General features: G+C 54.4%; 13 protein-coding genes. 4 read left to right on the forward strand and 9 right to left on the reverse strand.

Features of this window, described 5'->3' with window-relative positions:
- Positions 1–146: 146 nt before the first annotated feature.
- A complete protein-coding gene (dpaA, locus tag OGW44_RS19505; RefSeq protein ID WP_016151817.1) occupies positions 147–887 on the forward strand; it encodes a peptidoglycan meso-diaminopimelic acid protein amidase in 741 nt (246 codons plus the stop codon).
- On the opposite strand, the gene OGW44_RS19510 is transcribed toward dpaA, so the two are convergent.
- Both OGW44_RS19510 and lpcA read right to left on the reverse strand, forming a co-directional pair.
- The gene (locus tag OGW44_RS19510) at positions 858–1,625 is read right to left on the reverse strand and encodes a class II glutamine amidotransferase (RefSeq protein ID WP_016151816.1); all 768 of its coding nucleotides are present in this window, start codon (positions 1,623–1,625) and stop codon (positions 858–860) included. The genes dpaA and OGW44_RS19510 overlap by 30 nt on opposite strands.
- Before the next feature lie 149 nt (positions 1,626–1,774).
- The gene (gene lpcA / locus OGW44_RS19515; RefSeq protein WP_016155760.1) at positions 1,775–2,353 is read right to left on the reverse strand and encodes a D-sedoheptulose 7-phosphate isomerase; all 579 of its coding nucleotides are present in this window, start codon (positions 2,351–2,353) and stop codon (positions 1,775–1,777) included.
- Between the two features lie 239 nt (positions 2,354–2,592).
- Between lpcA and fadE the strand changes: the two genes are divergently transcribed.
- The 3 genes from fadE (at position 2,593) to OGW44_RS19530 (ending at position 6,503) form a co-directional block, all read left to right on the forward strand.
- Positions 2,593–5,037: an acyl-CoA dehydrogenase FadE gene (gene fadE, locus OGW44_RS19520; RefSeq protein WP_185654203.1), complete on the forward strand. Its 2,445-nt coding sequence runs from the start codon at positions 2,593–2,595 to the stop codon at positions 5,035–5,037.
- Between the two features lie 110 nt (positions 5,038–5,147).
- Entirely contained in the window at positions 5,148–5,915 is a 768-nt protein-coding gene (locus OGW44_RS19525; protein ID WP_016151813.1) for an amidohydrolase, read from the forward strand.
- Between the two features lie 177 nt (positions 5,916–6,092).
- The gene (locus OGW44_RS19530) at positions 6,093–6,503 is read left to right on the forward strand and encodes a Spy/CpxP family protein refolding chaperone (protein WP_181598568.1); all 411 of its coding nucleotides are present in this window, start codon (positions 6,093–6,095) and stop codon (positions 6,501–6,503) included.
- Positions 6,504–6,518: 15 nt separating this feature from the next.
- Here the strand turns inward: OGW44_RS19530 and OGW44_RS19535 are convergent, their stop codons facing one another.
- The 7 genes from OGW44_RS19535 to OGW44_RS19565 are packed head-to-tail and all read right to left on the reverse strand — an operon-like array spanning position 6,519 to position 14,414.
- Positions 6,519–7,238 carry an EAL domain-containing protein gene (locus tag OGW44_RS19535; RefSeq protein ID WP_016155757.1) on the reverse strand — a complete coding sequence of 240 codons (720 nt, stop codon included), beginning with the start codon at positions 7,236–7,238 and terminating at the stop codon, positions 6,519–6,521.
- 1 nt (position 7,239) lies between these two features.
- Positions 7,240–8,907 carry an O-antigen ligase family protein gene (locus OGW44_RS19540; RefSeq protein ID WP_185654202.1) on the reverse strand — a complete coding sequence of 556 codons (1,668 nt, stop codon included), beginning with the start codon at positions 8,905–8,907 and terminating at the stop codon, positions 7,240–7,242.
- Position 8,908: 1 nt separating this feature from the next.
- The gene (locus tag OGW44_RS19545; protein ID WP_016155755.1) at positions 8,909–9,451 is read right to left on the reverse strand and encodes a fimbrial protein; all 543 of its coding nucleotides are present in this window, start codon (positions 9,449–9,451) and stop codon (positions 8,909–8,911) included.
- Between the two features lie 9 nt (positions 9,452–9,460).
- Positions 9,461–10,525 (reverse strand): fimbrial protein, encoded by a 1,065-nt coding sequence (locus OGW44_RS19550; RefSeq protein ID WP_016155754.1) that lies wholly within the window; start codon positions 10,523–10,525, stop codon positions 9,461–9,463.
- Positions 10,522–11,127, reverse strand: coding sequence for a fimbrial protein (locus OGW44_RS19555; protein WP_185654201.1), 606 nt, complete (start codon positions 11,125–11,127; stop codon positions 10,522–10,524). Before OGW44_RS19555 ends, OGW44_RS19550 begins: the two co-directional genes overlap by 4 nt.
- Positions 11,128–11,139: 12 nt before the next feature.
- The gene (locus OGW44_RS19560; protein WP_046275745.1) at positions 11,140–11,916 is read right to left on the reverse strand and encodes a fimbrial biogenesis chaperone; all 777 of its coding nucleotides are present in this window, start codon (positions 11,914–11,916) and stop codon (positions 11,140–11,142) included.
- A gap of 26 nt (positions 11,917–11,942) precedes the next feature.
- Positions 11,943–14,414 carry a fimbria/pilus outer membrane usher protein gene (locus tag OGW44_RS19565; RefSeq protein ID WP_016155751.1) on the reverse strand — a complete coding sequence of 824 codons (2,472 nt, stop codon included), beginning with the start codon at positions 14,412–14,414 and terminating at the stop codon, positions 11,943–11,945.

Genomic DNA, 14,414 nt, shown 5'->3' on the forward strand with positions numbered 1-14,414 from the left:
AAAATCTAAAGTGTAAACGCCGCACGAGAGACTTGCGAAAAACTCTCTGGGTGATAATGTGAGCGCTCCAGATCCAGATTTATCCGATTTGGGAACTCTTTTTGCCGTCCTGGCGTGTGTAATCGTTTTATCAAGGAATAAGCAGTATGCGTAAAATCGCATTTTTTCTTGCGATGCTTTTATTGCCGTGCGTTTCATTTGCCGGTTTGCTGAGCAGCAGCAGCCCGACTACGCCTGTCAGCAAAGAATATAAGCAGCAATTAATGGGCTCCCCCGTCTATATCCAGATCTTCAAAGAAGAGCGAACGCTGGATCTGTACGTCAAGATGGGCGAACAGTATCAATTGCTCGACAGCTATAAGATCTGCAATTATTCCGGCGGCTTAGGTCCGAAACAGCGTCAGGGCGATTTCAAAAGCCCGGAAGGGTTTTACAGCGTACAGCGCGGACAGCTGAAACCGGATAGCCGCTTTTATAAAGCGATTAACATTGGTTTCCCTAACGCCTATGACCGCGCACACGGTTATGAAGGTAAATACCTGATGATCCACGGCGCCTGCGTTTCCGTCGGCTGCTACGCAATGACCGACAACGGCATTGATGAGATTTTCCAGTTTGTCACCGGCGCACTGGTGTTTGGGCAGTCCAGCGTGCAGGTTAGCATTTATCCATTCCGCATGACCGATGCCAACATGCAGCGCCATAAGTTCTCGTATTACAAAGAATTCTGGGCGCAGCTAAAGCCTGGCTACGATTACTTTGAACAAACGCGTAAGCCACCGACCGTTTCCGTCGTCGATGGCCGTTACGTTATCAGCAAGCCGTTGAGTCACGAAGTGGTTCAGCCGCAGCTGGCATCAAACTATACGCTCCCCGAGACAAAATAACGCCCACTCGCCTGGCATAATCTTTTGCCAAGTTTCATTGCCGGTTAGCGGCTGAGTGGCAATCACGGTGACCACATCATTGGGTGTGGTCTCTGAGCTAAAATCGATTTCCACATCCTGATCCAGCAGTGTCGCCACGCCAAACGGCGCACGACGGGTGATCCAAAACAGGTTGGTCGAGCAGAAAGCCATCACATAACGCCCGTCAGACAACAGCATGTTGAAGACGCCCTTCTCACGCAATTCTCCTGCCAGCATAGCGATATATTTAAACACTGCCGTCATATTGCCAGGCGTACGCGGATACCGTTCAGTCAGCTTGTGGAGCAGCCAGCAGAAAGCTTTTTCGCTGTCGGTTTCCCCGACCGGGCGGAAATTACCGGTTTCCAGCGATTTATAGCCGCTGAGCTGTCCGTTATGAGCGTACGTCCAGTTACGTCCCCACAGTTCACGCGTAAATGGATGGGTGTTTTCCAATGCCACTTCGCCACGATTCGCCTGACGAATATGGGCAATCACGGAACAGGATTTGATGGGATAGTCTTGTACCAGTTTGGCGATAGGCGAATTAAAGCTGGGTTGCGGATCTTTAAACGTACGGCAGCCCTTACCTTCATAAAACGTAATACCCCAGCCGTCTTTGTGCGGCCCGGTACCTCCGCCGCGCTGAACCAGCCCGGTGAAGCTAAAGCAGATATCGGTTGGCACATTGGCGCTCATCCCGAGCAGTTCGCACATACATCACCTCCACAAACGCCTTTAAGCGGGAAGGCGTAATTGTTGCAGCCAGTTTAGATTCGGACAGCGCGCAGAAACCGGAGCGTACACGTAGTACGTGAGGATTTCGGGCACTGCCCGGATTCAAAATGGCAAATAAAATAGCCTTCTTACTTCACCATCTCTTTTTCGATCAACTGGATCAGGATATGGATCACTTTGATATGAATTTCCTGAATGCGGTCAGCATAGCCAAAGTGCGGCACGCGAATTTCGATATCCGCGCTGCCCGCCATTTTGCCGCCATCTTTACCAGTCAGGGTGATGACTTTCATCCCTTTCTCGCGCGCTGCGGCAATCGCTTTAATCACGTTAGCGGAATTCCCTGAAGTAGAGATGCCTAACAGGACATCGCCTTCGCGACCCACGGCTTCAACGTAGCGGGAGAAGACATAATCGTAACCGAAATCGTTGCTGACGCAGGAGATATGGCTGACATCAGAGATAGCGATCGCCGGGTAGCCTGGGCGGTTTTCGCGATAACGTCCGGTCAGCTCTTCGGCGAAGTGCATCGCGTCGCAATGGGAACCGCCGTTACCGCAAGAAAGTACCTTACCGCCAGCTTTAAAGCTGTCTGCCAACAGGACCGCCGCGCGCTGAATGGCGTGAATATTGGCGTCATCTTTAAGAAAATTAGCCAGCGTTTCCGCCGCTTCGCTCAGTTCGTTACGAATAAGATCCTGGTACATGAGGATATCCTTCAGCATGAATGTAAATGACAAGATGCAGTGTACCGGATAGCGCTACCAGCGAGAAGTACAAGCCACAGGAATGGCTGCGGCTTTTGATTTTTTGTGCCGGTTAAAACAGCAACAATGTGAGCTTTGTTGTAATTATTTTGTAAACACATTGCTAAAAGAATTTACATCCACTACAACCATATCATCACAAGTGGTCAGACCTCCTACAAGCAAGGGAGCTTTTCGTTATGATGATTTTGAGTATTATCGCTACGGTTGTTCTGCTCAGCGTTCTGTTTTATCACCGCGTGAGCTTATTCCTCAGCAGCTTAATTTTGCTCGCCTGGACAGCTGCGCTTGGCGTGGTTGGCCTGTGGTCAATCTGGCTGCTGGTTCCTCTGGCCATTCTCCTCGTACCGTTTAACTTTACGCCAATGCGCAAATCCATGATCTCTGCGCCAGTGTTCCGCGGTTTCCGTAAAGTCATGCCGCCGATGTCGCGTACTGAGAAAGAGGCGATTGATGCCGGTACAACCTGGTGGGAAGGCGACCTGTTCCAGGGCAAGCCAGACTGGAAAAAACTGCATAACTATCCTCAGCCGCATCTGACAGCTGAAGAACAAGCGTTTATTGACGGCCCGGTGGAAGAAGCCTGCCGCATGGCGAACGACTTCCAGATCACCCATGAACTCGCGGATCTGCCGCCGGAACTGTGGGCGTATCTGAAAGAGCACCGCTTCTTCGCGATGATCATTAAGAAAGAGTACGGCGGGCTGGAATTTTCCGCGTATGCTCAGGCTCGCGTTCTGCAGAAACTCTCCGGCGTTTCCGGGATCCTGGCGATCACCGTTGGCGTACCTAACTCCTTAGGCCCTGGCGAACTGCTGCAGCATTACGGCACCGAAGAGCAGAAGAATCATTACCTGCCGCGTCTGGCACGTGGTCAGGAGATCCCCTGCTTTGCTCTGACCAGCCCGGAAGCGGGTTCCGACGCAGGCGCGATCCCTGATACCGGCGTGGTTTGTATGGGCGACTGGCAGGGCCAGCAGGTGCTGGGTATGCGCCTGACCTGGAATAAGCGTTATATCACTCTGGCGCCTATCGCTACCGTACTGGGTCTGGCATTTAAACTCTCCGACCCGGAAAAACTGCTGGGTGGTGAAGAAGATCTTGGCATTACCTGTGCGCTGATCCCAACGTCAACCCCAGGCGTACAAATTGGGCGTCGACACTTCCCGCTGAACGTGCCGTTCCAGAACGGTCCGACGCTGGGTAAAGATGTCTTCGTGCCGATTGATTACATCATCGGTGGCCCAAAAATGGCCGGTCAGGGCTGGCGCATGCTGGTGGAATGTCTGTCCGTGGGACGCGGTATTACCCTGCCGTCTAACTCGACGGGCGGCGTGAAATCGGTGGCAATGGCAACCGGCGCGTATGCGCACATTCGTCGCCAGTTCAAAATCTCTATCGGTAAGATGGAAGGTATTGAAGAGCCGTTGGCACGTATTGCGGGTAACGCGTACGTGATGGATGCAGCGGCGTCGCTGATTACCTACGGTATTATGCTGGGTGAAAAACCGGCGGTGCTGTCGGCCATCGTGAAGTATCACTGTACCCACCGTGGACAGCAGTCAATTATCGATGCAATGGATATTACTGGCGGTAAAGGCATTATGCTTGGCGAAAGCAACTTCCTCGCCCGTGCTTATCAGGGCGCGCCTATCGCCATTACCGTTGAAGGTGCCAACATTCTGACCCGGAGCATGATGATCTTCGGTCAGGGGGCGATTCGCTGCCATCCGTACGTTCTGGAAGAGATGGCTGCGGCACAGAGTAACGATGTGAATGCGTTCGACAAGCTGCTGTTCAAACACATCGGCCACGTCGGTAGTAACAAAGTGCGCAGCTTCTGGCTGGGCCTGACGCGCGGCTTAACCAGCAGCACGCCAACCGGCGATGCGACCAAACGTTACTACCAGCATCTGAACCGTCTGAGTGCTAACCTGGCACTGCTTTCGGATGTCTCCATGGCCGTACTGGGCGGTAGCCTGAAGCGCCGTGAACGTATCTCCGCGCGTCTGGGCGATGTATTAAGTCAGCTGTATCTGGCCTCTGCGGTACTGAAGCGTTATGACGATGAAGGCCGTAATGAAGCAGACCTGCCGTTGGTTCACTGGGGTGTTCAGGATGCGTTGTACAAAGCGGAACAGGCGATGGACGACCTGCTGAAAAACTTCCCGAACCGACTGGTCGCGGGCCTGCTGAATGTGGTTATCTTCCCTACCGGTCGCCACTACCATGCACCGTCTGACAAGCTGGATCATAAAGTCGCGAAGATTCTGCAGGTTCCGAGCGCCACTCGTTCTCGCCTTGGCCGCGGTCAATACCTGACGCCGAGCGAGCATAACCCGGTAGGTTTGCTGGAAGAGGCTTTGCTGGATGTGATTGCAGCCGACCCTATCCACCAGCGGATCTGCAAAGAGCTGGGTAAAAACCTGCCGTTTACCCGCCTGGATGAACTGGCGCACAATGCGCTGGCTAAAGGGCTGATTGATAAAGACGAAGCCGCAATTCTGGTGAAAGCCGAAGTGAGTCGTCTGCGTAGCATCAACGTGGATGACTTTGAACCCGAGGTGCTGGCGACTCAGCCGGTAAAGCTGCCAGAGAAAGTGCGTAAAGTCGAAGCCGCGTAACGACACACGCACAACGTTTAGCCCCGCTTAATGCGGGGCTTTTTATTGCCACATTTCAGTTAGAGCTCATGCTACAGTGTCAAAATGTTGTTCAATGAGGAGCCTCGATCGTGCCCGGTTTGAAAATTACTCTGCTGCAACAACCGCTGATCTGGATGGATGGCCCGGCCAACCTGCGCCATTTCGACCGCCAACTGGAAACCGTCACCGGACGTGATGTCATTGTGTTACCTGAAATGTTTACCAGCGGATTTGCCATGGAAGCGGCAAGCAAATCGCTGCCGCAGGAAGAGGTTGTCAGTTGGATGCGCACTAAGGCGCAACAGACGAACGCCCTTATAGCAGGCAGCGCCGCTCTCTTGTCTGAACGTGGCCCGGTAAACCGCTTTTTGCTGGTCGAACCCGAAGGTAATGTCCATTTCTATGACAAGCGCCACCTGTTCCGCATGGCGGATGAACATCAACATTATCAGGCGGGTGACGCGCGGGTTATTTTTGAATGGCGCGGCTGGCGCATTCTGCCGTTGGTCTGTTATGACCTGCGTTTTCCGGTATGGTCGCGCAACCGCAACGATTACGACCTGGCATTGTATGTCGCCAACTGGCCGGCGCCGCGTTCGCTACACTGGCAGGTTCTGCTCACCGCGCGGGCAATTGAGAACCAAGCTTATGTAGCAGGATGTAACCGCGTGGGTACTGACGGTAACGGCCATCATTATCGCGGTGACAGCCGGGTGATTAATCCACAGGGTGAGATTATTGCCACCGCCGAGCCACATCAGGCTACGCGCATTGACGCTGAACTGTCACTCTCGGCGCTGCGCGAGTACCGCGAGAAGTTCCCCGCCTGGCAGGACGCTGACCCGTTCACGCTGTAGATATCGCCTTCTTCCCGCTGCACAACGTTTTGCGTAGCGGGATTGTTTCACTCCGTAACCAACCGCAAAACAAATTCGCGTGGCGACGTGCTTCGGGCATCGTATTCTGCAAAGGATAATCACTCGTCTCCAGCGAGTGACAGACAATGTTAATAATTCCCTTATCAGGATCCCGAAATGAAGAACTTCGTACGCATGGCTTTGCTGGCGGCAACCGTGGCTGGCGCTTCTTTTAGCACGCTTGCAGCAAACGTATCCAATGTACCCGCACCAGCTCAGGACCCGGTAGTTCAGCACCTTAAACTGAGCACTGACCAGGTTGCGCAGATTAAAAAGCTGCACCAGCAGCTTGAAACCAACGTTAGCCAGATATCGGTGAAGGATGTTAAAGACGGCGCGTTGATTGACGTCATCAAGTCCGGGAAATGGGATGAAGCCGCCGTCAAAAAACAGCTTTCCGCCTTCAGCAATATCGAACAGCAGGCGCGTTATTACCGCGTGAAATACTATTTCGACCTGAACAAAGTACTGACCCCAGAACAGCGCCAGCAGGTGCAAAAAGATATCGCACAGACGCTGAGCGAATAATGACCATGGCCTGAATCAGCAATGATTCAGGCCTTTCGGTAATACTTCCTGCTCGAACAAAAATCCCTGCACAGCATCTGCGCCGCTCATACGGCAAATGGCGTAATCCTGCGGCGTTTCCACCCCCTCGATCACAACCCGTTCTCCCAGCCCGCGAAATTGATTGACCAGTACCCTTAACTGCCAATCCGACGTCCTGAACTGATGAAACATTCCGCTTTCAATTTTGATGGCATCGAAACGGATGCCAGACAGTCGCCAAACAAAAAATAGCTCAGGCGAAACATCATCCAGCCACACGCGAAACCCGTGACGCACCAGGGTTTTAACGGCAATGCATACGGCCTGCTGTTCTGCCTTTTCCAGTCGCATCATGGTGCCAGGATCCTGTATTTCGATAACAATCCGCCCCTGATGCGCCTGCCGGGCGAGCTGCGCAATCCACGACAGACAGGTCAGCATCCTGACGGATAAATTCAGCGAATAACTTCCTGAGAGTGCCAGTACCTGCCGCATTTGCCACAGAAATAGCTGCTGTTTTGCGGTGATGGAAAGGTGCTTGAAAAAAAGATCGAGCGGTAGCGGCGTGCGTACCTGACTTAACACCTCACAGACATCCAGCGATGCATCATCAAAAAAATGGATGCGCTGCAAACGGATCCCGGTGATCCGCAGCAGCTCGGCGTTGCGGGGAAGCTCTGGCACATGGCGGGTCTGTTCGCTGAATCTGTTCATATCATTCCATTTTTTGATTGAAAGGACGTCGTGCATCCTGCAGCCACGGGATACGGCGATCGTTCGGGTATGTCAGGTAAAAGCGCGTCGCCAGACGATGCGCCTCAGGTAGGTCGCGCTGCTGTAACGCCAGCAAGATTTGCGTGAAGGAGACATTCGGGTCTGGGTGAACACGCACATAGTCAGGCGCCCAACGGCGAACCGCTTCCAGCCAGCGAGCATCCCGGGTACGCTGATACCGTTGCAGATACCCCATCTGAACATCAAACCGGTAGCGAGGGGCAAGGAGCCAGCCTCCTACCGGGAGCGACTCGGCCAGACGCCACTGCGCTGACTGTCGCTCCGCCAGCGTCAACTGCTGTTGCGTGTGCAGTGAGAGAAGCAACAATGGCGTGAAGGTTAAAAACGAGATCAATGCCAGCGCACGAATCAGCGACGTCGACGTAAGCGTCAGGCGAGCCACTTTTAGCGGGCTATCTGCACAACGAAGCAGCAGGATCAGCAGTAACCAGTGTGGTGTTGACTGCCTGACGGGGTATTCCGTCAACATATGAATAACCACCGGCAGCGCCGCCACCAGACAAGCGCGACGCCAGCGATTTCCGTGCATCCACAGCCAGAAGCCTCCCGTAATAAAGCACAGCGCCCCCGCCAACCCCACCAGGCCGCCCTCCACCAGCCACAGCACCAGTTCATTGTGCGGATGCGAGATGCTGCTCAGCCCCAACGGCCCCGCGCGTTCGAGAAACACGGCGGCAAAACTGCCCACGCCCCACCCCGTCCACGGGCGTTCGGCAAATAATGCCAGTGACGTTTTAAGCACCGTCCAGCGCACCTGGGAAGTGGTCAGGTGATCGACTGTAGCAACGGACAAAAAATGGCGAGCGAGCGTGCCCGCCACCATGCCTAACGCCAGCGGCAGCAGAAGTAGCAACAACATACGGCGTTGCGCCGGGAAAACCACCAGCAGCAAGACTTCACCTACCACCACAGACACATAGCCGGTTTGCGACTGGGATTCATGCAGCACAAAGCCCATCATCACCAGGGCAATCCCGATGACAATTCGATATCTGTCGCGTAGCCGTACAAAGAGCGGAGCTGACAGCAGCACACCAGATGCAGTGAAGCTGGCCATCAGATTGACCTGCTGAAAAATACCGTAGGGCCGCGTACCGCGTCGCCAGGCAAACTCCCAGTAATCAACACCCGGCAAATGCCAGTACTGATACAAAAACGCCAGACATTCGATGACGCACGCGCCCCATAGCAGGGTCAGCAGTACCGTCAGGGTGTTTGCCGCAAGCGGAATCTGTAATGTCACCAGATAGACGAGCACGCCTCCCAGCAGCGCCCCTGCGACCAGTTGCGCCTCGAACTGCCAGACGCCAGGCGTCAGCAGACAAAGCAGCGTCAGGATGAGCGCCCCCATCGAAAAAACCGTGGCAGGGACAGTGATGCGCCAGTCTTGACGAGGAACCAGCACTGATGCGCTTGCAGCCAGCACAACGGCATAAATCCAGCTCGTAATATTAAGCGGCAACGACAGACCGCTGCCGCCGTTATTCGGCCAGTAGAGATGCATTCCCCCACACCAGAAAAACAGACTAATAACGAGCAATAATTTCTGCGCAGGCAGCGGGGCAATACGATTCAGTGCGTTCATCATGCTACTGGTAGTTCAGTGTCCAGGTTCCGCTGGCGCTGAACGGACCGTATTCGAGAGACTGATTTTTTATCGCCGACGGCTCTGCTGCGACCCACGCCCAAAAATTTAGCGTCATCGAGCCTGCAGTTATCTCTTTGACTGACGTGCTCTCATCAAGGCGAATTGCCGTGCCGTCCTCTTCGCTCATCCCAATACCGATCCCTGTCGCGCCACCCTGTTCACTGCTATCCAGCGCCAGATGATCGTCCAGTTCAGCATCCTCACTACCACTGAAAGTGACCGAGATCCCGCGAAAGACCTCGGGGTTGCAGTCGCGTAGCTGAATGCTGAATTTTTCCGGCTTACTGCGCCCCGAAAGATAGAGATCCTGCGTTGCGATTTGCCCGAAATCGACCTCGATTTTGTCGCCTCCAGGTGCCAGGCTGCAGGCCAGCGCTCTGATAGTGCCGTGAAAATACATATCGCCGCCGACCAGTTTGGTGTCGGCCTGCGCCATGCCGCCAAGCAGTAACACGCCGATCGCGAATAACGCCGAAAATCTCATGGCATCCCCCTACTGAAACTGCGCAACAACGGTGGCAGAGGCTTCAAACTCACCTTCCTTAACGCTTCCCACGCCCGGCTTTGCCACCGGTGCAGCGGTGAGATTCCAGTCGCCCTGATTCTGGTAAAAACCTTTCACGTTATAGAATTGATTGGGCACGACGGTGCCACCGCTCTCGTCTTTAAGCATAATGCCGAGATCGTCGCGCTTTTGTCCGCCGCTCAGCGTGCCGAGGAGATGATCGTTGAACCCCGCAGTGCCTGACGCCGTGGTAGTTTGTACGCCAAGATTAATGTTCAGCGCGCCCTGATCGAAGCTGCCGCCTTCACAAACAACATGAATGGGGATCGACTTGCTGTAGTTAGTGCCATTGAGCCGGGCAGCGGATCCTGGCAGATCGCCAAACTCAATACTGATTTTGTCTCCCCGGTTGAAGGTGCATTTGTCCGGTACGGTAATCAGCCCGGATTTAATCACCACACGGGAAATCGCCGTAGTGGGCGTAGGTCCCGCGCTCCCCATGCGCCCGGCTACCTCCACCAGCGATTGGGAAGTGATATTGATGCCGTTGATAATGGGTTTAGTGACAATAAACGTCACTTTCCCTTTTGAACCACTTTCAACGTTAGTGGCGCGCGTGTAGCCCTTGCGCTTTTTGCAAGTGTTATTGCTGTTGCGGTTTGAAACGTTGGTAAAAGGCGCCTGAACATACTGTTTATAGCCCCCGGCAACCCACACCTGCACTTCCACATCCAGATACTCATTTAGCCGAAAACGGTTCGCCCCCTGATTTGAAGGCGGCATCGTAGTCGTGGTGGTGTAGTAAATCGGCGACCGGGAGATGTCAGCCTGCTCGCAATAGAAATTCACCACATACCAACTGCCCAGATTCCAGGTAAACGGATCCGTTCTGCCACCCACGTGGTTTTTACTGACATCCAGCGAGCTCAATTCGATATCGTACTGATGCGGCGACCCGCCCTCCGGCTCACCTTCCCCCTGTGTAAATGCCTGCCCGGCCAGTGGACAGCCAGCCAGGGCAACCCACAACAGCGCTTTGCGTAATACGCTCATAGATACTCCAGCTTAAGTCTCACCAGGCCGTTAAATTCTCCGGCAGTCACCTCTGGCCCAAAAGATTCCAGCGTGGCCAGAAAGTGAATGGCGTTATCGCCTGGTTTGAGGATCCACATACGTTGCGGTTGGTTCAGATGGATCAGCTGATTACGCTCGGTCAGTAGCCGAATGCCCGCGCCGCGCACATCACCACGAATACGCCCCAGGTCACTGTTTTCCGGCGCGCCTTCGGCCATCAGCGTCATCGAAACGCCACGTTCCACCGTGCTGCGCGCCAGCTCAGGCATTTCGCTGGTCTGCCCGGGGAAATCCCTCAGGGTATGACCAGAGCCCTTTAAGCAGCCGTTCAGGTACAGCGTGACCAACACCGGTTCGCTGCGATCGCCGCCCTGGCGAAACCGACTGGCGGAAATATCACCAAGATTGATGGTCTGATCGCGTGAGGCCATATCCAGCACGCACGGCGACACGTAGACCCGGCCGTGAAAGCGGACGTTGCCATACTCACCGGACACGTTGCTCATATCCTGGCGGCCGCTGGTGGCCTGAACCTGCCAGGCCATGCCCGCCATCAGCAGGGCGCAAAGCATCTTTTTCATTTACGATTCCTGTTACCGGGGCTGTTGCTCCATCGGCAATGCTTTACATACATTGCCTGTGCAGCTGAATTTCAGTTCGGGATGACCGCCAAAATCGTTCACGTACATCATGCTGAACTGGCTGACGCTGCCGTCCGTGACGCTGAAATCGAGAGAGGATTTTGGTGAGACCATAACGCCGGGGAAGTCGGTCAATCTGCCGCCTCCCTGCGCTTCTGGCTTGCGGCTTAAGCCGATTAAGGTGACGAAGTAAGGCGTTGGGTTATCCACACTCCAGCGCTGGCCCTGCTTGTGAAAGACCAGTTGGTTTTGCCACACTGCGCCCGGCGTTTCCGGCACAATGGCGGCCGGACGGTAGAACAATTTGATGCGCGACTGCATCGCCAGTTGCAGCACGTTCGGCTTATCCGGTTTAGGAGGAATTTCACGTACGTTCAGGTAGAACAAGCTCTCGCGATCCTGCGGCAGGGCGTTGATCCCGCTGGTTTTCGTCACGCGGGCAATTCCCTTTTGCCCGCCGTTAATTCGTTGCAGCGGCGGTAAGACCATCAGCGGCGAGGTAATTTTTGTTCCGTTGGCATCTTCCACCCACGACTGAGCCAGAAACGGAATGCTCGGGCTGGTATTGGTTAAGTTCGCACTGACTGAGCGCGCATCACCAGTGATGATCATGCGGGTACGGTCGAGCGCAATACCCGCCCATGAGGTGTTGATCTCTGCAATCAAAAGCAGGCCACAGGCCACGGGTTTAAGCCAACGCTGCACGGAGTAAAAAGCTTGATTATTCATGACAAAATTCATTCAGGTTATTGAAATTATTCACAAGGCAACAGCACGTTACCTTCCGGGTTGATTTGTTGTGGCACCTGTAAGTGGCACTGCGCACGGCCAGCCCAGGCAACGGAAAGACGCTCAGCCGGATTCACACCCGCAATCCAGGCCATACCGTTTTCCATTACCATGGCGACGCTAACGCCGTTAGCGTTAAACACTTCGGCGCCAAACGGCGGTACCGAACCATCCTTCAGGCGCAGCAGCGCCATCATTTTTTGCCCCTGCGCCACGGCAAAATGCTGGTAGCCAATCGCACCTTCCGTCAGGGTGTTGGTCACGATGGCTTTAGTCGCGGAAATGTCCTCGTCCATTGCGTCCACATCGATACGGGTATCAAAGCTGTGATAGCTAACGACGTCCGGTACGACGGCAATACCGAAGCGGTTTGAGTGCGCCTGTTCGCCGTTCAGCGGCACGTTCGCCACCCCGTCGGTATCAACCATCACTCTGGCGGTATTCATCGACGCCTGGCTGTTGTGCAGCGCCGCACCGTGACGCGTCGCGGTAAAGCCGCCGCGCATCGTGCCGCCAACGGAGAAATAACGTGATTGCTGCCAGCTGACGTTAGATTCCAGTTCCGCCATCATGCTGCGGTGCTTGTAATAGCCATCAAACGCCGTACGCCCTTCACCGGAAACCCCTGTGCGCAAACGCCACGGATTGTTACGGTCGCGGTTATCGGAATACGAAACCATCTGGCTGGTCTGGTTGCCGCTGTTCTGTAATTCGTAATCCATAGAGCGGCCATCGCTCCATGGCACCGAGATTGAAAGCGAAAGACTGTCGTCTCGTTTGCCCTGATACTCCGAGCGGTAAGCCGCAACGTTGGCGCTGATCCCCTGGATGCCAGCAAATGAAAAGCTGTGCCCCATCGATAATCCGTAACGATCCTGGGAACCGCGATCCCAATAGTTCTGGTGGGTATAGGTCAGGTACAGCGTGGTCGCTAATAGTGGGTCGTCAGCAAAGAAGGTTTTGTTGCCGGTGATGGTGTACATCTCTTTTTCGTTGCCGGCACTGTTGTTATTTTCATACTGCTCGTCGAGAAACTGCGAGAAAGTGCGGAAGTTACGCTGTGAGAAGCGGTAACCGGCAAAGGTGATGGCGCTGTTGTACTCATCAAAAGTTTTGGCGTAGCTGAGCTTAAAAGACATGCCTTTTTGTTCAGCCTGATGCTTTACCCGACTCACGGATTGCGTCGCATCAGCCGACAGCGCCCCCAGCCAGCTCAAGTCCCGCCCAATCCCCATCGACCAGGCGTTATAGCGATCGCCAGTCAGCAGCGCGCCGCCGTACAGCGACCAGGCATTGCTGACCCCCCATGAAAAATCACCGCTATAAAACGCAGGCCCCTGAACGTCGTGGTTATAACGCGATGGCTTCCCGACCGCGGCGTTGTAGCGCACATAGCCTGGGCGCGTCAGATAAGGAATATCGGCCGTATTGACCTGAAAAGTGTGTACGCTGCCATCCTGCTCCTCGACGCGAACATCCAGCGTGCCGCGTACCGAACCGTGCAGATCCTGAATATTAAATGGCCCTGCGGGAACGGTAGTTTGATAGATAACACGGCCCTGCTGACTGACGGTAACCTTCGCATTGCTGCGGGCGATGCCGTGCACTTCAGGCGCGTAGCCCTGCAAATTCGGTGGCAACATACGCTCGTCGCTGGCGAGGTTAGCCCCGGTGAAACGTACCGAATCAAAAACCTGAGAATTCAGGTAGATTTCGCCGACCGTCAGTTTTGCAGCCTGCATCGGCAACGGTCGATAGGCATAGATCTGATCCCAGTCGATACGGCCGCGATTATCATCCGAAGCGTAATTGGCCTGATACTGGCCACGAAATCGCCACGCGCCGAGGTTAAAACCTGTCTGCCCATAGCCAGACAGAGAGCGATAACGATCGCCGCCCTGTTCATAATGTGTGGCCTGGCCCGAGACGCTGTAGTCAAAAATCAGCCCCGCGACGCCGTTATCCCAGCGCTCCGGTGGCGTCCAGTCTGGATCGGTATATTTCATCCACGCCTGAGGCACGATAATGTCCAGTACGCCTGCGCTATTATTCAACGCCACACCCGGCAGGCGGGAAATGTCATAGCAGGTCGCGCTAATCGGATGAATATAGGCCAGCGCTTCTTCTTTGAGCGCCAGTAATTCGAGTTGTTGCGGGGTCAGACATGCCATGGATTTATGCGGGTTGGCAGGATCGACGATATAACGGATCGACTGCTGTGGAATCTCCTGGCTGTTAATACGAACATCCAGCAGATATTCTCCGGGAGTCACAAAGTTGCCTTCGGAAAAACGCTGCAAATCGACATTGTGCCTGTCGCTGGCATCCAGTACGTCGGTATTAAATTCAATGGCCTCATCCGCTTCAGCCCATGAAGAGGCACAGACCAGAGCAATAAAAAGCGCCAGACGTTTTTTATCTGTTTTCAGCGTGATCAT

It is taken from the genome of Citrobacter sp. Cb023, assembly GCF_030336805.1.
Lineage (GTDB): Bacteria > Pseudomonadota > Gammaproteobacteria > Enterobacterales > Enterobacteriaceae > Citrobacter > Citrobacter braakii.